The organism is Rhizobium sp. 10N414, assembly GCF_056394785.1.
This window is the reverse complement of record NZ_JBFTIN010000013.1, coordinates 61,350-79,195: the sequence shown is the minus strand read 5'-3', so window position 1 is coordinate 79,195 and position 17,846 is coordinate 61,350. Positions and strand designations below refer to the sequence as shown.

Genomic DNA, 17,846 nt, shown 5'->3' with positions numbered 1-17,846 from the left:
TGATGAGAGCCTCAAATGCGCCCAACAAAGGAACAGGCGAACCAGAACCGCCAACGGATCATCGACACGGCCGGTCGGCTCTTTCGAGAGAAAGGAATTCATGCTGTCGGCGTCGACGAAGTAATGAAGGGCGCCGGATTGACGCATGGTGGTTTCTACGGCCACTTCAAATCGAAGGGCGACCTTGCCGCGGAAGCCGTCAGCCACGCCCTTTTGGAAAGCCTACGTTCCGAACCCGCCTACGCCACGCTCGGTGCGTTGGCGAAGAATTATCTATCGAGGGCTCATCGAGATGCGGCGGACAGCGGCTGCACGGTTGCGGCTCTTGGCCCGGAAATCGCCCGCCTCCCCAAGGGGCAGCGCGGCGGGATCACCGACTACGTTCGCGCACGCATCGAGCAGGTCGAACAGATCCAGGCGCAGCAGGGGCAAACGGTCGATCGCGGCAAGGCCATAGCAGATCTCTCAAGCCTCGTCGGAGCCCTCGTCATGGCGCGCGCCGTCGATGACCCTGCCCTCTCGGACGAAATCCTCACTGAAACGATCCGTATCCTCGACGGGCGGCGTTAGGAACTTTGCCCGCGGCGCGGCATTGATTAGTCCAGCGGAGCTTACAGTTATCGGTACGGCGGGGCACTCGCCGGTGCCAACCTCAAGTTGCTGGAATCGCATGACAACGCAGCAGATCCTCGCCTTCGGGCTCATCGGCCTGATGATGGCAGTCTTCATCTGGGATCGGTTTCGCTATGACCTGGTTGCCTGTTGCGCTCTCGTGCTGGCCATCTGCGTCGGTATCGTGCCTTTCAACCGGGCATTTTCGGGCTTCAGCGACGACATCGTGATCATCGTCGGCAGCGCCCTCATCGTCAGCGCCGGCGTGGCGCGCTCGGGGATCGTCGATACAACGATCAAGCGCTTCTTTCCGAACCTGACCAAGCTGCATGCGCAGCTCGCGCTGCTGCTCATTGTCGTCGCGCTTCTGTCGGCCTTCATCAAGAACATCGGCGCGCTTGCGATCATGATTCCAGTCGCCTTCCAATTTGCCCGAAAAAGCGGGAGGTCTCCGTCGCTTTACCTGATGCCGATGAGCTTTGCCGCGCTACTCGGCGGGTTGATGACGCAGATCGGCACCTCACCAAACATCGTGGTCTCGCGGCTTCGCGGCGAAATCACCGGGACGCCTTTTACGATGTTCGACTTCACACCCGTCGGCGCGACGCTTGCTCTGGTTGGCATTGTCTTCTTGATCCTTTTCCACTGGCTAGTTCCCGAACGGCAGAACGAGAACCCATCGCTTGAGGAAGCGTTGGATTTGAAGAACTATTTCTCCGAAGCAACGGTGGTCGAAGGCTCCGGCTTCGAAGGCAAAAAGCTCAACGAGCTCCTGCAGCTCGGCGATGGAGAAGTGGTCGCAACCGCGATCCTGCGCGGGCATTCGCGCCTCGCGCCGTTCCCCGACGTTCTCCTGAAGCCGGGCGACACGATTCTGCTGGAAGGGCGTCCTGAAGCCCTGGATCGCGTCGTTTCCAACGCCAAACTCAAACTTTCAGGCAAACCGATCCCCGAAGCAAAGACGGAGGGCGACGTGACTTCGATCGAAGCAGTGGTCTCCTCCGAGTCCATGCTGATCGGGTGGTCCGCGCGCCAGCTCTCGCTCTGGAACCGCCGGCGCATCAACCTGCTTGCGGTCAGCCGGCACGGGCACAGGCTGACCGAACGGTTGAGCGAAGTCACCCTGCGCGCCGGCGATGTTCTTGTGCTGCAAGGCAGCCGTCGAAACCTGCCGGGCTTCCTGCAGGAATTCTCCTGTCTCCCATTGGCGCAGCGCGAAATCATGCTCGGCACGCCGCGCAGAGCTTACGTACCGCTGCTGATCCTTGCGACAGCGATGGGGATGACGGCGGCCGGAATGGTTCCGGTTTCGGTCGCCTTCTTCTGCGCCGCGCTGGCGATGGTCGTTTTTCGGGCCATCCCCCTTGCCGAGGTCTACAAGGCGGTGGACGGCCCGATCCTCATCATGCTTGCCGCGCTGATCCCCGTCTCCGACACATTGCGAACGACCGGCGGAAGCGATCTGATTGCCGGGTGGCTGGGGCACTTCGCCGCCCAGATGCCGCCCTTCGGCGCGCTGACTTTGATCGTCATCACCGCCATGGCGGTAACGCCGTTCCTCAACAATGCGGCAACGGTTCTGGTCATGGCGCCAATTGCGGCGAGCTTTGCCCACACGCTCGGCTATAGACCGGAGGCCTTTTTGATGGGGGTCGCCATCGGCGCTGGCTGCGATTTCCTGACSCCGATCGGCCACCAATGCAACACGCTGGTCTTCGGTCCCGGCGGCTATCGTTTCAGCGATTACCCCCGCCTCGGCCTGCCGCTGTCATTCGTCATCGTCCTCGTCAGCGTACCTGTCCTGCTCTACGTCTGGCCTGTCCATTGATGCGATCGCCCATTTTCCTTGACGCGCGCGGTCGAATATGGCCTTAAGGCCAGCCAAATGGGCAATCGGCGGATGAACGGGGGCAGTGCCCTTTTCCGGCCGGTTTCCTGATCCAGTTATCTGCATTCTTTCCGGCCGAACGTCGCTTTCTCAGGCAAGCCGTCCGGCATTCATTTGACGGGCACATAAAATGACAGCTTCCGGCGTCCGCGTCCGCATTGCTCCCTCGCCGACCGGCGAGCCGCATGTCGGCACTGCTTACATCGCTCTCTTCAACTACCTTTTCGCCAAGAAGAACGGCGGCGAGTTCATTCTGCGCATCGAAGACACCGATGCGACGCGCTCGACCCCGGAATTCGAGACCAAGGTGTTGGACGCGCTGAAATGGTGCGGCCTCGAATGGAAGGAAGGTCCTGACATCGGTGGCCCCTACGGCCCGTACCGTCAGTCCGACCGCAAGGACATCTACACCCCATACGGCCAGGAGCTGCTGGACAAGGGGCATGCATTCCGCTGTTTTTGCACGCCTGAGCGTCTGGAGAAGATGCGCGAAGAGCAGCGCGCCGCCGGCAAGGCGCCGAAGTATGACGGCCTCTGCCTGAAGTACTCGGCCGAAGAGGTCTCCGCGAAGATGGCCGCCGGCGAAGGCTCCGTGATCCGCATGAAGATCCCGACCGAGGGCTCCTGCGACTTCACCGACGGCGTCTATGGCGATGTCAGCATTCCGTGGGATTCCGTTGACATGCAGGTCCTGATCAAGGGCGACGGCATGCCGACCTATCACATGGCAAACGTCATCGACGACCATCTGATGCGAATCACCCATGTCGCGCGCGGCGAAGAATGGCTGGCATCCGTGCCGAAGCACATCCTGCTTTACCGCTACTTCGGTTGGGAGCAGCCGGTGTTCATGCATCTGTCGCTGATGCGCAATGCCGACAAATCGAAGCTCTCGAAGCGCAAGAACCCGACGTCAATCTCCTACTACTCCGCTCTCGGCTATATCCCGGAAGCGCTGATGAACTTCCTCGGCCTGTTCTTCGTGCAGATCGCCGAAGGCGAAGAGTTGCTTGATATGGACGAGCTTTCCGAGAAGTTCGATCCCGAAAACCTTTCGAAGGCCGGCGCCATCTTCGACATCCAGAAGCTCGACTGGCTGAACGGCCGCTGGATTCGTGAGAAGCTATCCGAAGAGGAGTTCCAGGCCCGCGTGCTCGACTGGGCGATGGAGAACGATCGCCTGAAGGCGGGCCTGCGCCTGTCGCAGTCGCGCATTTCCAAGCTCGGCGAACTACCTGACCTCGCAGGCTTCCTGCTGAAGTCCGACCTCGGCGTTGACCCGTCGGCCTTCGCCAAGATCAAGTCACCGCCGGAAGAGATCCTCGAGATCCTCAACACCGTCCAGCCGGATCTCGAAAAGATCCTCGAATGGAACGTCGAGACGATCGAAGCCGAGCTACGCGCCATTGCCGACCGCATGGGCAAGAAGCTGAAGGTCGTCGTGGCCCCGCTCTTCGTCGCAGTATCAGGCTCGTCGCGCTCGCTGCCGCTCTTCGACTCGATGGCGATCCTCGGCCGTTCCGTCGTGCGTCAGCGGCTGAAACTGGCCGCCCAGGCAGTTGCCTCCCTCGTCGGCCCGAAGAACTGAACCGGACGTTTGCATCATGACTGAAAAGACCGAAACAGCGACCCTTTCCTCCGACGCGACCGAGGTCCGCGCCCAGAAGCTGAAGCTGCTGCGCGAACAGATCGGCGAGGTCTATCCGGCGCATTTCCACCGGACCATGACCAATGCCGAACTGGCGGAGAAGTACAAGGACCTCGAATCCGACGTCGAGACGCAGGATGTCGTGACCGTTGCCGGTCGCGTCTATTCCTCGCGCAACTCCGGCATGTTCATGGATATCCATGACGCCTCGGGCAAGATCCAGATCTTCAGCCACAAGGACGTGACGCCGGAAGAAGCCCGCAACATGCTTGGCATGATCGATATCGGCGATATCATCGGCGTGACCGGCACGGTGCGCCGCACGAAGCGCGGCGAGCTGTCGATCAACGCTCGCGAAATCACCATGCTGACGAAGTCGCTGCTCCCGATGCCGGAGAAGTGGCACGGCGTTTCCGACGTCGAGATCCGCTATCGCAAGCGCCACCTCGACATCATGACCAACGAGGAATCGAAGCTCCGCTTCCAGCAGCGTTCGAAGATCGTGTCCGGCATCCGCCGCTTCATGGAAAACGACGGCTTCATGGAAGTCGAAACGCCGATGTTGCACTCGGTCTATGGCGGCGCCACCGCCGAGCCGTTCAAGACGCATCACAACACGCTGAAGCTCGACATGTACCTGCGCATCGCGCCGGAACTGTACCTGAAGCGGACGTTGGTCTCCGGCCTTACCGACAAGGTATTCGAGATCAACCGCAACTTCCGCAACGAAGGCGTCTCGACCCGGCACAATCCTGAATTCACGATGATGGAGTGCTACTGGGCCTATGCCGACTACGAGGACATCATGGACCTCGTGGAGCGGCTGTTCGAAAGCCTGGCACTGTCGATCCACGGCACGACGGAATTCCCCTTCGGCGACAAGACGATCTCCTTCAAGGGGCCGTTCAAGCGCGTGCCGATGCCAGACGCCGTCAAGGAAGTGACCGGTATCGACTTCCTCGCCATGAAGACCGACGAGGAAGCCCGCGCGRCTGCCAAGGCCGCCGGCTTCGAAGTCGAGAAGGACTGGACCTGGGGCGAATGCCTTGCCTTCATCTTCGAAGAAAAGGTTGAGGCCACGCTCATTCAGCCATCACACGTCACCCACTTTCCGAAGGACATCTCGCCCTTCGCCAAGGAAGTGCCAGGCGAGCCGCGCCTTGTCGAACGCTTCGAGACCTACTGCAACGCCTGGGAACTCGGCAACGCCTTCTCGGAACTCAACGATCCGGAAGAGCAGCGCCGCCGCATGGTCGAGCAGCTGGAGCAGGCGCACGCCCGCGGCGAAAAGGAAAAGCAGCTGGACGACGAATTCCTCGATGCGATCGACCAGGGCATGCCGCCCGCCGGCGGTCTCGGGATCGGCGTCGACCGCCTGATCATGCTGCTCACCAACGCCCCATCGATCCGCGACGTCATCCTCTTCCCGGCTCGACGCAGCAAGGCCGACTGAGCCGGCTTACCTGGAATAGAAAAAGGCGGCGACCCGTTGGGCTCGCCGCCTTTTTTGTTGGAAAGGGTTAGTGGCCGGCTCCGGGCGCGGCTTCCGGCGCAGCAGGCTCTTTGGCAGGTGCGGAGCCATGTTCGCCGCCTTCCGCGGGCTTTACTTCCTTTGCCTCTGCTGTCTTCGCAGTTTTCTTGCCCTCTCCTTCGCCGCCCTTGGTAGCGGCAACGGCGATGGGATCGATACAGTCCGAATAGTCCCTGAAGGACGCGTTCATCGCGGTTATCTCGTCCTCGGGTAGATCGACGCGTTCGCCGAAGAACAGCCCGTTGTCCGCCGCCTCCCCGTCATAGTAACGGGCGGTGTAGGTCTTGGCTTCCGTGCTTTCGAGGACGGGATCGGGATGCGGAATATAGACGACGTCAGCGCCGATCGCCCTGCCGCGAATATCCGAGCGCAGCGTCGGTCCGTTGGTATCGAGAACGACGACTTGCACGAGATCGGGCCTCTGCGCATCGTAGATCGTCTTGGCGACGCGAAGCGCGGTCTTGACGCGAGTCATGCCATCGGTCGGCTCGGTCTTGATATATTTACGGATCCAGACGCGGTTCTGCTTCTTGATGGTGACGAGATTGACGTCGGTGCAGGAGAGGCCGTTCATCGTCTCTGCGGAAGGGCCAAGGAGCCTATCCTTGCCGATAAAAAGCGCGGCACCGCCGGAGACGCCCCCGAGAAGGGCGACGCCAGCGATGATAAACACCAATTTCCGGGAAGGCCGGAAGATGCGCAGTAGGGCCTTCACGCCAACTGCTCCGCCATTAACAAGCTCCAACGCAATACGAGTGGTTTCGACGCTAGAGAAATGACGTTTCCGAATACTTAAACGCGGGCTCTAAGTTTGCATCAGTATGGGATTAACACCAAAAAAGGTCCAAGCTTTCCCTATGCTTGCCAATGTCCTCACGGCCATGCTCTAACGGCTGATGGCCTTCACGCTTCGCCAGATCCAGTACTTCGTTGCCGTCGCCGAGCAGGGCTCTGTAACGCGCGCCGCGCAGAACCTTTCGATCTCGCAATCGTCGGTCACGGAGGCCCTCAAGGAGCTTGAAACCGACCTCGGCGTCGAGCTTTTCGAGCGTCATCCACGCGGCCTGACGATCACCCACAATGGCCATCAGTTCCTTCGCCATGCGACGAAAATCCTGGCAAGCGTGACGGATGCGCGCACCAGCTTTTCCGGCAAGCAGAACGAGATCTCCGGCAAACTCAACATCGGCGTCACCTCGCTCGTCGCCGGCTATGTGCTCTCCGACCTCCTGGCCCGCTATCGCCGCGCCTGCCCGGGCGTCGAAGTCAGCGCAATCGAAGACAATGGCGGCTATCTCGAGCACCTGCTGGTCGGCGGCGAACTGGATGTGGCCGTCATGGTCATTTCCAACCTGCGCGACCGCATGGCCCTGCAGGCAGAGATCCTGGAGACGTCACCTTACCGGTTGTGGTTGCCCATGGGCCATCCACTCGTTTCCGCCGACATCATTTCCGTGGCGGACATCGCTCGCGAACCGCTGATCATGCTGACCGTCGACGAAATCGAGGAAAACACCGGCAAGCTGCTGTCGGCGCTTGGCGCACGGCCGCATGTCGCCTTCCGCACGCGCTCGGTGGAAGCGGTACGCAGTCTGGTCGCGACCGGTGCCGGCGTGGCGCTATTGCCCGACCTGGTCTATCGCCCCTGGTCGCTGGAAGGCGACCGAATCGAGAGCCGTGACGTGTCCGGCTCCCTTCCGGTCGTCCAGGTCGGCATGGTCTGGCGAAAGGGCTCGAGTTTGCCGCAAGCGGCGCGCGACTTCGTGGGCATCGCAGAAGCCCTGCGATCCGGCCGGCCCCGGTGATCCTTCGGACGATATCGGATATTCCGATATCGCCTTTCTGATAAATGAATTTGCGAAACCGGAAAATTCAGCGCACCTTTCAACCGGGAACATAACGCCACGAAAAGTGGCAACAACCGGGAGACATCAGATGAAATATCTTCTGAAATCGTGCACTGCTGCCCTCGCGAGCGTGAGCTTCGTGACGCAGGTTGCCGCAGCCGAACCGCTGAAGGCGCTTGGCAAGGGCGAAGGTGCTGTCAGCATCGTAGCCTGGGCGGGCTACATCGAACGCGGTGAAAGCGACAAGAGCTACGACTGGGTCACCGGCTTCGAAAAGGAAACCGGCTGCAAAGTGTCGGTCAAGACGGCGGCGACCTCCGACGAAATGGTCTCGCTGATGAACGAAGGCGGATTCGACCTCGTCACGGCCTCCGGCGACGCGTCGCTTCGCCTGATCGCAGGCAAGCGTGTCCAGCCGATCAACACCGATCTCATCCCGAGCTTCAAGAACGTCGATCCGCGCCTGCAGAAAGGCGCATGGTACACGGTCAAAGACGTCCACTACGGCGTTCCCTATCTCTGGGGGCCGAACGTGCTGATGTATAACACCGATGCCTTCAAGGATAAGGCACCGACCAGCTGGAAGGTCGTTTTCGAGGAAGAAACCCTTCCCGACGGCAAGTCCAACAAGGGCCGTGTTCAGGCCTATGATGGTCCGATCTACGTTGCCGATGCCGCTCTCTACCTGATGGCGCACAAGCCGGAACTCGGCATCAAGGATCCCTATGAACTGAACGAAGACCAGTACAAGGCGGCGCTCGACCTGCTGCGCGGCCAGCGCAAGCTCGTCTCCCGCTACTGGCACGACGCGATGATCCAGATCGACGACTTCAAGAACGAAGGCGTCGTGGCCTCCGGTTCCTGGCCGTTCCAGGTCAACCTGATGCAAGCCGACAAACAGAAGATCGCCTCCACCTTCCCGGAAGAAGGGGCCACCGGCTGGGCTGACACGACCATGCTGCATGTCGACAGCGAACACCCGAATTGCGCCTACATGTGGATGGAGCATTCGCTGCAGGCCAAGGTCCAGGGCGATGCCGCTGCCTGGTTCGGCGCCGTTCCTTCCGTTCCCGCTGCCTGCAAGGGCAACGAGCTGCTGACCGACGAGGGTTGCTCAACGAACGGTTATGATCACTTCGACAAGATCAAGTTCTGGAGAACGCCGACGGCCAAATGCGCAACGCAGGGCGAGTGCGTACCGTATCACCGTTGGGTCTCCGACTATATCGGTGTGATCGGCGGACGATAATCCGCCCGCACAACCTCTCCTTCTCCGCAAGCGGAGAAGGCGCCCGCTGAGGGCAAGGCGAGGGGACAATGAAGACAAGAGCGAAACGTCCGAGCGCTGGGGGCAACGACGGAACGCCGAATTGTCCCCTCGTCGGGGCCCCTTGGGCCGCATCCTTCCCGCTGGGAAGATGAAAGACGCAACATCCCGGAGTTTTACAATGATTCCCGCCGTCCGTTTCCAACAGGTCTCGCGCCATTTCGGGCCGGTCCGCGCCGTCGACAGCGTCGATCTCGAAATCGCGCCCGGCGAGTTCTTCGCCATGCTTGGCCCTTCCGGCTCCGGCAAGACAACCTGCCTGCGCCTGATCGCAGGCTTCGAGCAGCCGACGGGCGGCCACATCGAAATCTTCGGTGAGACCGCCGAAGGCATCCCGCCCTATCGCCGCAACGTCAACACCGTCTTCCAGGACTACGCGCTCTTCCCGCATCTCAACATCCTCGACAACGTCGCCTACGGGCTGATGGTCAAGGGTGTCGGTAGGCCAGAGCGCACCAAAGCCGCCGAGCAGGCGCTGGAGCTTGTGAAGCTTCCCGGTTACGGCGCGCGCAAACCCGGACAGCTCTCCGGCGGCCAGCGGCAGCGTGTGGCGCTCGCCCGCGCCCTCGTCAACAAGCCGAAAGTCCTTCTCCTCGACGAACCGCTCGGCGCGCTCGACCTGAAGCTGCGCGAGCAGATGCAGGAGGAATTGAAGAGCCTGCAGCGCGCGCTCGGCATCACCTTCATCTTCGTCACCCACGACCAGGGCGAGGCCCTGTCGATGGCCGACCGCGTCGCCGTCTTCAACAACGGCGGCATCGTCCAGGAAGGTACGCCGCACGACATCTATCGGCGCCCGAAGACGCGCTTCGTCGCGGATTTCGTCGGCTCCTCCAATGTCATTGCGCCCGATATGATGACCGCGCTCGGCGGCGAGAAGCGCTGGGCGAGCCTGCGTCCGGAAGCGATCCACGTCGCCGGCGAAGGCGTTGAGGCGCGTGTGGAGCATGCAAGCTTCCTCGGCGCGGCAACCCGCCTCTCGGTCGATATCCGCGGCACCCGCCTGCACGTCATGCTGCCGGCCGGCGCCAACGTGCCGGATGTCGGCACAAGCGTCCGCCTCGTCTGGCAGCCCGTCGACGTGCATTACATGGATGACGCAGCATGACAGCGCTTGCCCTCACCAAACCGGCGGAACTGCGCGAGACCTCGATCCTTCCCGGTCGCGGCGGTTTCTTCGGACAGCTCTCGGACGCCTTCTGGCGCCATCCTAGACTGCTGCTCTTCCTGATGCTGACGCCGCCGCTCCTGTGGCTCGGCATCATCTACATCGGCTCACTGATCGCGCTGCTCCTGCAGAGCTTCTTCTCGATCGATGATTTCTCGGGCCTGGTGAATTACGAGTTCACGCTTGCGACCTATGCGCAACTCCTCAGCCCGACGAATTTTGACATCATCATCCGCACCATCATCATGGCGGCGCTGGTGACACTGGCTTCTGCCGTCGTCGCCTTTCCCATCGCCTACTACGCTGCTCGCTATGCGCAGGGCAAATGGAAGGCGCTGTTCTACCTCGGTGTCATGCTGCCGCTGTGGTCGAGCTATCTCGTGAAGATCTACGCCTGGAAACTCATCCTCGCGAAGGAAGGCATCCTCACCTGGATCTTCGAGAAGCTGCACCTGTCCTGGCTGCTCGACGGCATCCTCAACCTGCCCGTTGTCGGTGGCAATTCGCTGTCGGTCAGCTATCTCGGTACGTTTGTCGTCTTCGTCTATGTCTGGCTGCCCTACATGATCCTGCCGACACAGGCAGCACTCGAACGCGTCCCAGGCAACCTGATCGAGGCGTCGTCCGATCTCGGCGCCACACCGAGCCAGACCTTCCGCACCGTACTTTTCCCGCTGGCGCTGCCCGGTATCGTCGCCGGCTCGATCTTCACCTTCTCGCTGACATTAGGCGACTACATCATCCCGCAGATCATCGGTTCGTCGCGCCTCTTCATCGGCCAGGCGGTCTATGCCCAGCAGGGCACCGCGGGCAACGTCCCGCTCGCGGCCGCCTTCTCCGTCGTCCCGATCGTCATCATGGCCGTTTATCTCTGGCTGGCCAAGAAACAGGGGGCCTTCGATGCGCTCTGACCGTTCCCAGCGTTCACCGCTGCTTCTAAAGATCGCCGCAGCCGGTGGCCTGCTCTTCCTACACCTGCCGATCCTCTTGATCTTCGTCTATGCCTTCACGACGGAAGAGAAGAGCTATCAATGGCCGCCACCGGGACTGACGACGCAATGGCTCGCCATCGCGTGGAACCGCCCGGATGTCTGGTCAGCGCTCGGCCTCTCCGTGCAGGTCGCCTGCATCGCCACCGCGATCGCGCTGGTGCTCGGCACGCTCTGCGCAGCCGCAGTAAGCCAGACGAAGTTCTTCGGCCGTGAAGCAATCTCGCTCCTCGTCATCCTACCGATCGCGCTGCCCGGCATCATCACCGGCATTGCACTGCGCTCGGCCTTCAGCCTGTTCGACATTCCATTTTCGGTCTGGACGATCGTGCTCGGTCACGCGACCTTCTGCGTCGTTGTCGTCTACAACAACGCCGTCGCCCGCTTCCGCCGCACCTCGGGTTCACTGATCGAGGCATCGATGGATCTAGGCGCCGACGGTTTCCAGACCTTCCGCCACGTCATCCTGCCGAACATCGGGACCGCGCTTCTGGCCGGCGGCATGCTCGCCTTCGCGCTGTCCTTCGACGAAGTCATCGTCACCACCTTCACCGGCGGCCAGCAATCGACGCTGCCGATCTGGATGCTCGAAGAACTCATCCGCCCACGCCAACGCCCGGTCACCAATGTGGTCGCGATGGTCGTCGTGCTCGTCACTTTCCTGCCGATCCTGGCAGCCTACTACCTCACTCGCGACGGCGACCAGGTCGCCGGAGCCGGCAAATAATTAAGGGAGAACATCATGGACACCGCGATGCTGATTGGGTCCCGTTTCGAAGCGGGCACGGAAACGGAAGAGCACATCCTGAACCCGAAGACGGGCGAGACCGTGCTTGACCTGCCGGAAGCCTCGCTTGCCCAGATCGACGCTGCCGTCGACGCCGCAGAATCCGCATTCCAGGACTGGTCGCAGACGACACCGGGCCAACGCTCCAGCTACCTCCTCAAGATCGCCGATGCGATCGAGAAGGACGCCGAGGGGTTTGCCGCGCTGGAAGCCCTGAACTGCGGCAAGCCGATCAATGCCGTGTTGAACGACGAAATCCCGGCAATCGTCGATTGCTACCGCTTCTTTGCAGGCGCCGTCCGCAATCTGCACGGCCCCGTCGCCGGCGAATACCTGCCTGGTCATACATCAATGATCCGCCGCGATCCGGTCGGTATCATCGGCTCCATCGCGCCGTGGAACTATCCGCTGATGATGATGGCCTGGAAGCTGGCTCCGGCAATCGCCGGCGGCAACACCGTCGTCTTCAAGCCCTCCGAACAGACGCCGCTCACCGCACTTAAGATGGCGAAGCTGCTTGCCGATATCCTGCCGGAAGGCGTCGTCAACGTCATCCTCGGCCGCGGCGAGAGCGTCGGCAATGCCCTGATCAATCATCCGAAGATTTCGATGGTCTCGATCACAGGCGACGTCGCTACCGGCAAGAAAGTTCTGCAGGCAGCCGCCAAGACCGTGAAGCGCACCCACCTGGAACTCGGCGGCAAGGCGCCGGTCATCGTCTTCGACGACGCCGACATCGACGCTGTTGTCGCGGGCATCCGGACCTTCGGCTACTACAATGCCGGCCAGGACTGCACCGCCGCCTGCCGCATCTACGCCGATGCGAAGGTCTACGACAGATTCGTCGCCGACCTCTCCTCAGCCGTCTCCTCGATCAAGTTCAATCAGGCCGACGACACCGAGAACGAGATCGGCCCACTGATCTCCAAGCGCCAGCGCGACCGCGTCGAAAGCTTCGTCGCCCGCGCGTCCGAACACAAGCACATGGAAATCACCACCGGTGGCAAGACCTCCGGCGACAAGGGCTTTTTCTACACGCCGACGGTCGTCGCCGGCGCCACGCAGGATGACGAGATCGTTCGCCGCGAGGTTTTCGGTCCGGTCGTTTCCGTCACCCGCTTCACCGATGTCGAGGATGCCGTCACCTGGGCGAACGACAGCGACTACGGCCTCGCTTCGTCGGTCTGGACCAAGGACATCAGCCGCGGCATGAAAACTGCCGCCCGCCTGCAATATGGCTGCACCTGGATCAACACACACTTCATGCTCACCAACGAAATGCCGCATGGCGGCCTGAAGCAATCAGGCTATGGCAAGGACATGTCCGTCTACGCACTGGAGGACTACACCGCCGTCCGGCACGTAATGATCAACCACGGTTGATCCCGCGCGGCCGGGCCGTAACCTGCAAACAAGAACATGCAACAAAAGGGGAGTCGAAATGAAACGCCGTACCATTCTTGCCGCCTTCGGTGGCATCTGTCTCGCCTCGACGCTTTCGGCCATGCCGGTCTATGCGGCCGATCAGACGCCGGTTGAGGTCGTTCAACAGTACCTGGCCGCATGGAACGCCCACGATGCCGGCAAGGCCGCTTCCTATTTCGATGACAAGATCAGCTACTACGACGCATCGGTTGGCAAGCCGACCGTCGGCAAGGCCGAGGCCAAGGCGGCCGTGATCGACAACTTCATGACCGCTGCGCCGGATCTGAAATGGGAGATGCGGGGTGATCCGATCGTCAGCGGAAACAAGGTTTCCTTCGAGTGGACCTTCTCAGGGAAGAACAGCGGTCCTTGGGCCGATGGGACCAAGGCAACCGACAAGTCCTTCTCCTTCGACGGTGCCTCGGTCTTCGTCATTGAGAACAACGTGATCAAGCAGCAGTCGGACTACTACGACGCCCTTGGCTTCTACAAGCAACTGGGCCTGATGTAACATGGCAATCCGGCCGGCGGCGCTCCCCAGGGGCGTCGCCAACGCTTTCAGCTACCGCTGCGGGCTGCGCCCACCGGTTGCGTAAAATATGGAACAAATTTCCTCGCCCTGCGTCATCTAAACGATGAGCAAAAAGGAAAAAATCCATGCTTAGATGGGCTCTCATATTCTTCGTTATTTCGCTGATTGCCGGTTTCTTCGGCTTCTCCGGCATCTCGGCCGCAACGGCAACGATTGCTCGCGTTCTCTTCGGCATCGCGCTGGTGATCTTCCTGATCTTCCTGATTCTGGCGCTGATGGCCGGCAATGCGGTGCTTTAACCTGCCGCCGCGCGTTGGGCGGCAAAGAGAGGCACCGAGTCCTTGAAGCCTTTCAGGGAAACAGCTCCCAGACCCTGGAAGGCAAGACCGCGTGCTGCCGCTTCCGCGGCAGCACGCGTATTGAGGCAGACAAGTGTTTGGGACGGCCCGGCAACGGCCGAAACGCGCGCCGCGAGATTGACCGTCCGGCCGAAAATATCCCCGTCACGAGGCACAACCTGCCCCGTCGCTACACCGACCCGCACAGGCGGCAACTCATCCAAACGGCTCTGCTCCACCAGCGATAGCGATGCTTGCACCGCCGAGGCTGCATCCGGAAACAGCATCATGACGCCGTCGCCCAGTGGCTTGACGATACGTCCGTCGAACGCGCATGAAAGCCGTTGGGCGATTGCTTCAAAACGGGCGGCCTTCTCGGCGGCAGACACATCGCCAATCTCACGCGTCAAGCCCGTGAAGCCGGAAAGGTCGGGGCCACGGCCGGCAGGCTGTCCTCGTCGCCAGGCTCCAGCCCGTGTTCGCGCAGGGCATCCTGCAGCCTTCCGACGATATTGTCGAACACCGCCTCCTCCAGCATCCGCCGCTGCAGCAGGAACAGCATCCGGAAGCCGATCCGCTGTAGTGCCAAGCGCTTGGTGGCGGCAACCTCGAAAAGATGATGGTAGCTAAGGCCCGCATTCAGCATCGGCTCTTCGACCTCGCCGCGGAAGAGGTCGCGCATCGTGTCGACACAGCGGCGAACCGACTGACCGAAAACGCGCAGCACCCGCTCCATCCCGACAACGGAGGCACCAAGCTGCCTGCACTCCGCCAACAGCCAGATAAATTCCGCATCGTCCTCGCGAAGCGGTTGATCCGCTGAAAGCGGCGGCAAGCTGGCGCATGCCCTTATGCCATTCAGCTCGTCGAGATCCAGTTGCCCTGCCGCCACCTCGGCCGAAACAACGCCTCGGTCATCGCTACGGGCTCGAACATCAGCTGATTGGCGAACTCCAGAGTAAAGATCCGCCGCCTCAGACCTTCCGCCAGCACATCGAGGCTGATGCCGGCTTCCTGCAGGGCAACTATCAATCGGAGCCGGCTGACATCGCTTGCGGCATAGCCTGTGTATCCAGGACCAATGATCTCTAGGCGCTCGAGATCACGCAAGCGGGCATCGTCACAGCCGGCAAGGACCAACAATCTCTCACACGGCAATGCTTCCATCACGGCAACCTCTGGGGGATGAGATTGCTTCATACATCAAATCCGTGTGTCCCTCCACGCAGCCAAAGGCGTTAGAGCAGACTTGCTCCGACATTGATGGCAAGGGCCAGGATCGTCGTATTGAACAGGAATGAGAGGATGGAATGCAGGAGCGTCAGCTTGCGCATGGTGACCGATGTCGTCGCAACGTCGGCCGTCTGTGAGGCAACGCCGATCGTGAAGGAGTAGTAGAGGAAGTCCCAATAAATAGGCTCGTCATTGCCTTCCGGAAACTTCAGCCCTTCCCCCTTGGCCTCTCCGCCATAGAAGCGATGTGCGTAGTGCACCGTGAACAAGGTGTGCAGGAATGCCCAGGAGATCAGGATCGTGGCGATTGCACCAAGCGATCGTGCGAGCGCCTCGCTTGCGTCAGCCCCCTTGGCTGCATGAAGTTCCAGCGCGATACCGGCAATGCTGGCGAGCGCCGCCAAAATAGACAGCGCCATCAGGAAGACGTCTGAAAGGTCGAGATCCTCAGCTCTCTCGCGGATGCTAGCGACGGTCGCGCGCAGCATTCGGCGCCAGGTGAGCGCCGTAAAGACGATGGCGCCGGCGTTCCAGCCAAAAATCAGGTTCTGCGGATTGACCTCGCGGCTGGTGAGCAGCAGGAAAGTCACGAGTCCAGCGGTCACGGCGACGACGAACACCATGTGTCTGCGTAGTTGCTCCATGACCTGACTTTCCCGGCGCCCAGCGTCTGCCGCCGTCACAATCCTACCGCTGCAAGATTGCCTTTGATATCAGTTTGATGGCGGCAGGAGCAATATGGCTTTAGCCGGTCCAGCCGCCATCGACGACATGGATCTGGCCCGTCGTGAAGCCTGCCTCGTCACCGGCAAGATAGGTCACCAGAGCGGCGATCTCCTCGGGTGTGGCGATGCGACCCATCGGCTGGCGGGCGATGAAATCCTTCAGTGCCTTTTCGTAGTCGCCGGTCGCACGCAAGCGCTCGTGCAGCGACGGGCTGTCCACGGTACCGGGGCAGATCGCATTGGCGCGGATACCCTTGGCAACAAAGTCGGCGGCAATCGACTTGGTGAGGCCAATCACGGCTGCCTTCGATGCACTGTAGGCAAAGCGATTGGGAACGCCCTTCACACTGGAGGCGACCGAAGCCATGTTGACGATCGACCCCTTCCCCTTCTCCAGCATCCCGGGAAGGAAGGTACGGCAGGTCGTATACATCGCCTTGGCATTCAGGTTAAAGGAAAAGTCCCAGTCCTTCTCCTCGCATTCGAGGATCGAGCCTGCATGAACGTAGCCTGCGCAATTGAAGAGAACGTCGATCGGGCCGATCGTGGCTGCGAAGGCACGGACTGCGTCGCCATCGAGCGCATTGAGGACATGCTTCTCGGCGCCTTCCAGGGTGGAAAGCGTGTTTTCGTTGATATCGGTCGCATAGACATGCGCGCCGAGTGAAATGAAGCGCTCAGCGCTTGCTCGACCGATACCCTGACCTGCCGCCGTGATGACGACTTTCTTGCCTTCCAGACCGTGGCTCATACATCCTCCCAAATTCCGGCGCTTGCGGCGCATTCATTCATATGCAAACAATATATTCAGATTGGCGTCAACCTGATGGAGCGAGGTTTGCGCCGGAAGCCTAGTTGATCTTGTGTGGCCGGGCATGAAAAATCTGGTGGCTGAAAAGCCAGTCGGCGCCGCCGCCGCAGCTTGCGGCAAACAGCATGGCATGAATGGGAGGAACCGCATGCTCTTCGACACACACCTGCACATCGTCGACCGGCAGGCGCTCGACTATCCCTGGCTCTCCGGCGCGGGTGATCTTAATCGTGACAATCTCTATGAAGACTATGCGCGCGATGCGCTACGCTGCGGCATCTCCAATGTGCTGCACATGGAAGTGGACGTTGCACCGGCGCGCATCGACGACGAGACGAATTACGTCAGGGAAGTCAGCCGCCGCCAGGGCAGTCTTGTGCGTGGCGTCATCGCCGCCTGCCGGCCGGAGGAGGATCGTTTCGCGGCCTATCTGGAGCGATCGGCTGCCGATCCCTTCGTCAAAGGCTTCCGCCGCGTCCTCCACGTGGCCCCCGACGACACAGCCGCCCGACCGCTGTTTCGCGAGAACATCAAGCGCCTCTCCGTCACCCGCATGACGTTCGATCTCTGTGTCTTCCCGCATCAATTCGAGACCATCCTCGCGCTGGTCGATCACTGCCCGGATGTTCGCTTCATTCTCGACCATTGCGCCAACCCGCCGATCAAGGATGGGATGAGCGACGTCTGGCGCAAGGGCATCACGGAATTCTCCCGCCGCTCGAACGTGACGGCAAAGATTTCAGGCGTCATCGCCTATGGGGATCTCGAAAACTGGTCGGTCGAGAGCCTCCGCCCGTATGTCGAACATACGATCGGCAGCTTCGGTTGGGATCGCGTCGTCTGGGGCAGCGACTGGCCCGTTTGCACGCTCGGCGGCGGGCTGGCACCCTGGGTCGCTGCCACCCATGCGCTGACCTCGGGCTGCAGCCCGGAAGAGCGCGACAAGCTCTATCAGGCCAACGCCAAGCGCATCTGGTCGATATGA

The 17,846-nt window shown here is 61.1% G+C and carries 19 protein-coding genes; 13 read left to right on the top strand and 6 right to left on the bottom strand.

Annotated features, from left to right (window positions below; genetic code table 11):
* Positions 1-15: 15 nt before the first annotated feature.
* The 4 genes from AC1DE4_RS14505 (at position 16) to lysS (ending at position 5,601) form a co-directional block, all read left to right on the top strand.
* Positions 16-570, top strand: a complete 555-nt coding sequence (locus AC1DE4_RS14505; protein WP_018856510.1) for a TetR/AcrR family transcriptional regulator — start codon at positions 16-18, stop codon at positions 568-570.
* A gap of 100 nt (positions 571-670) precedes the next feature.
* Entirely contained in the window at positions 671-2,440 is a 1,770-nt protein-coding gene (locus AC1DE4_RS14500) for an SLC13 family permease (RefSeq protein WP_192241478.1), read from the top strand.
* Positions 2,441-2,630: 190 nt separating this feature from the next.
* Positions 2,631-4,088, top strand: a complete 1,458-nt coding sequence (gene gltX / locus AC1DE4_RS14495) for a glutamate--tRNA ligase (protein WP_025658866.1) — start codon at positions 2,631-2,633, stop codon at positions 4,086-4,088.
* Positions 4,089-4,104: 16 nt separating this feature from the next.
* Positions 4,105-5,601 carry a lysine--tRNA ligase gene (gene lysS, locus AC1DE4_RS14490; RefSeq protein WP_477881827.1) on the top strand — a complete coding sequence of 499 codons (1,497 nt, stop codon included), beginning with the start codon at positions 4,105-4,107 and terminating at the stop codon, positions 5,599-5,601.
* 67 nt (positions 5,602-5,668) lie between these two features.
* Here lysS and AC1DE4_RS14485 read toward each other — a convergent pair whose 3' ends face one another.
* The gene (locus AC1DE4_RS14485; protein ID WP_113471964.1) at positions 5,669-6,394 is read right to left on the bottom strand and encodes a hypothetical protein; all 726 of its coding nucleotides are present in this window, start codon (positions 6,392-6,394) and stop codon (positions 5,669-5,671) included.
* 181 nt (positions 6,395-6,575) lie between these two features.
* Here AC1DE4_RS14485 and AC1DE4_RS14480 point away from each other — a divergent pair, with 181 nt between their 5' ends.
* The 8 genes from AC1DE4_RS14480 to AC1DE4_RS14445 all read left to right on the top strand — a co-directional run bounded on the left by AC1DE4_RS14480 (position 6,576) and on the right by AC1DE4_RS14445 (position 14,053).
* The gene (locus AC1DE4_RS14480; RefSeq protein WP_018856505.1) at positions 6,576-7,484 is read left to right on the top strand and encodes a LysR family transcriptional regulator; all 909 of its coding nucleotides are present in this window, start codon (positions 6,576-6,578) and stop codon (positions 7,482-7,484) included.
* A 130-nt stretch (positions 7,485-7,614) separates the two neighbouring features.
* Positions 7,615-8,775: an ABC transporter substrate-binding protein gene (locus AC1DE4_RS14475; RefSeq protein WP_018856504.1), complete on the top strand. Its 1,161-nt coding sequence runs from the start codon at positions 7,615-7,617 to the stop codon at positions 8,773-8,775.
* Positions 8,776-8,974: 199 nt separating this feature from the next.
* A complete protein-coding gene (locus AC1DE4_RS14470; protein ID WP_018856503.1) occupies positions 8,975-9,961 on the top strand; it encodes an ABC transporter ATP-binding protein in 987 nt (328 codons plus the stop codon).
* Positions 9,958-10,932 carry an ABC transporter permease gene (locus AC1DE4_RS14465; protein WP_018856502.1) on the top strand — a complete coding sequence of 325 codons (975 nt, stop codon included), beginning with the start codon at positions 9,958-9,960 and terminating at the stop codon, positions 10,930-10,932. The genes AC1DE4_RS14470 and AC1DE4_RS14465 overlap by 4 nt, the downstream gene beginning before the upstream one ends.
* Positions 10,922-11,737: an ABC transporter permease gene (locus tag AC1DE4_RS14460; RefSeq protein ID WP_018856501.1), complete on the top strand. Its 816-nt coding sequence runs from the start codon at positions 10,922-10,924 to the stop codon at positions 11,735-11,737. Before AC1DE4_RS14465 ends, AC1DE4_RS14460 begins: the two co-directional genes overlap by 11 nt.
* A 15-nt stretch (positions 11,738-11,752) precedes the next feature.
* Positions 11,753-13,180 carry a gamma-aminobutyraldehyde dehydrogenase gene (locus AC1DE4_RS14455; RefSeq protein ID WP_192241479.1) on the top strand — a complete coding sequence of 476 codons (1,428 nt, stop codon included), beginning with the start codon at positions 11,753-11,755 and terminating at the stop codon, positions 13,178-13,180.
* A gap of 58 nt (positions 13,181-13,238) precedes the next feature.
* Complete coding sequence (locus tag AC1DE4_RS14450) at positions 13,239-13,733, top strand: ester cyclase (protein ID WP_018856499.1); 495 nt, start codon at positions 13,239-13,241, stop codon at positions 13,731-13,733.
* 146 nt (positions 13,734-13,879) lie between these two features.
* Positions 13,880-14,053 (top strand): DUF1328 domain-containing protein, encoded by a 174-nt coding sequence (locus AC1DE4_RS14445; RefSeq protein WP_018856498.1) that lies wholly within the window; start codon positions 13,880-13,882, stop codon positions 14,051-14,053.
* Here the strand turns inward: AC1DE4_RS14445 and AC1DE4_RS14440 are convergent.
* The 5 genes from AC1DE4_RS14440 to AC1DE4_RS14420 form a co-directional block, all read right to left on the bottom strand.
* Positions 14,050-14,502 carry an adenylate/guanylate cyclase domain-containing protein gene (locus tag AC1DE4_RS14440; protein WP_246779271.1) on the bottom strand — a complete coding sequence of 151 codons (453 nt, stop codon included), beginning with the start codon at positions 14,500-14,502 and terminating at the stop codon, positions 14,050-14,052. The two genes, AC1DE4_RS14445 and AC1DE4_RS14440, sit on opposite strands and share 4 nt — an antisense overlap.
* Entirely contained in the window at positions 14,499-14,927 is a 429-nt protein-coding gene (locus AC1DE4_RS14435) for a hypothetical protein (RefSeq protein WP_246779272.1), read from the bottom strand. Before AC1DE4_RS14435 ends, AC1DE4_RS14440 begins: the two co-directional genes overlap by 4 nt.
* Positions 14,928-14,950: 23 nt before the next feature.
* On the bottom strand, positions 14,951-15,292 hold the full coding sequence (locus AC1DE4_RS14430; RefSeq protein WP_162763489.1) for a MerR family transcriptional regulator: 342 nt from the start codon (positions 15,290-15,292) through the stop codon (positions 14,951-14,953).
* Between the two features lie 38 nt (positions 15,293-15,330).
* Positions 15,331-15,969, bottom strand: a complete 639-nt coding sequence (locus AC1DE4_RS14425; RefSeq protein ID WP_192241480.1) for a DUF1345 domain-containing protein — start codon at positions 15,967-15,969, stop codon at positions 15,331-15,333.
* A 100-nt stretch (positions 15,970-16,069) separates the two neighbouring features.
* A complete protein-coding gene (locus AC1DE4_RS14420) occupies positions 16,070-16,801 on the bottom strand; it encodes an SDR family oxidoreductase (protein WP_192241481.1) in 732 nt (243 codons plus the stop codon).
* A 208-nt stretch (positions 16,802-17,009) separates the two neighbouring features.
* Between AC1DE4_RS14420 and AC1DE4_RS14415 the strand changes: the two genes are divergently transcribed.
* A complete protein-coding gene (locus tag AC1DE4_RS14415) occupies positions 17,010-17,846 on the top strand; it encodes an amidohydrolase family protein (RefSeq protein WP_477881823.1) in 837 nt (278 codons plus the stop codon).

Excerpts from the sequence above, each read along its gene's own strand:
- AC1DE4_RS14505 (WP_018856510.1), top strand. The coding sequence starts at position 16 with ATGCGCCCAACAAAGGAACAGGCGAACCAGAACCGCCAACGGATCATC.
- gltX (WP_025658866.1), top strand. The coding sequence starts at position 2,631 with ATGACAGCTTCCGGCGTCCGCGTCCGCATTGCTCCCTCGCCGACCGGC.
- AC1DE4_RS14480 (WP_018856505.1), top strand. The coding sequence starts at position 6,576 with ATGGCCTTCACGCTTCGCCAGATCCAGTACTTCGTTGCCGTCGCCGAG.
- AC1DE4_RS14475 (WP_018856504.1), top strand. The coding sequence starts at position 7,615 with ATGAAATATCTTCTGAAATCGTGCACTGCTGCCCTCGCGAGCGTGAGC.
- AC1DE4_RS14470 (WP_018856503.1), top strand. The coding sequence starts at position 8,975 with ATGATTCCCGCCGTCCGTTTCCAACAGGTCTCGCGCCATTTCGGGCCG.
- AC1DE4_RS14465 (WP_018856502.1), top strand. The coding sequence starts at position 9,958 with ATGACAGCGCTTGCCCTCACCAAACCGGCGGAACTGCGCGAGACCTCG.
- AC1DE4_RS14460 (WP_018856501.1), top strand. The coding sequence starts at position 10,922 with ATGCGCTCTGACCGTTCCCAGCGTTCACCGCTGCTTCTAAAGATCGCC.
- AC1DE4_RS14455 (WP_192241479.1), top strand. The coding sequence starts at position 11,753 with ATGGACACCGCGATGCTGATTGGGTCCCGTTTCGAAGCGGGCACGGAA.
- AC1DE4_RS14450 (WP_018856499.1), top strand. The coding sequence starts at position 13,239 with ATGAAACGCCGTACCATTCTTGCCGCCTTCGGTGGCATCTGTCTCGCC.
- AC1DE4_RS14445 (WP_018856498.1), top strand. The coding sequence starts at position 13,880 with ATGCTTAGATGGGCTCTCATATTCTTCGTTATTTCGCTGATTGCCGGT.
- AC1DE4_RS14430 (WP_162763489.1), bottom strand. The coding sequence starts at position 15,292 with ATGAAGCAATCTCATCCCCCAGAGGTTGCCGTGATGGAAGCATTGCCG.
- AC1DE4_RS14425 (WP_192241480.1), bottom strand. The coding sequence starts at position 15,969 with ATGGAGCAACTACGCAGACACATGGTGTTCGTCGTCGCCGTGACCGCT.
- AC1DE4_RS14420 (WP_192241481.1), bottom strand. The coding sequence starts at position 16,801 with ATGAGCCACGGTCTGGAAGGCAAGAAAGTCGTCATCACGGCGGCAGGT.
- AC1DE4_RS14415 (WP_477881823.1), top strand. The coding sequence starts at position 17,010 with ATGCTCTTCGACACACACCTGCACATCGTCGACCGGCAGGCGCTCGAC.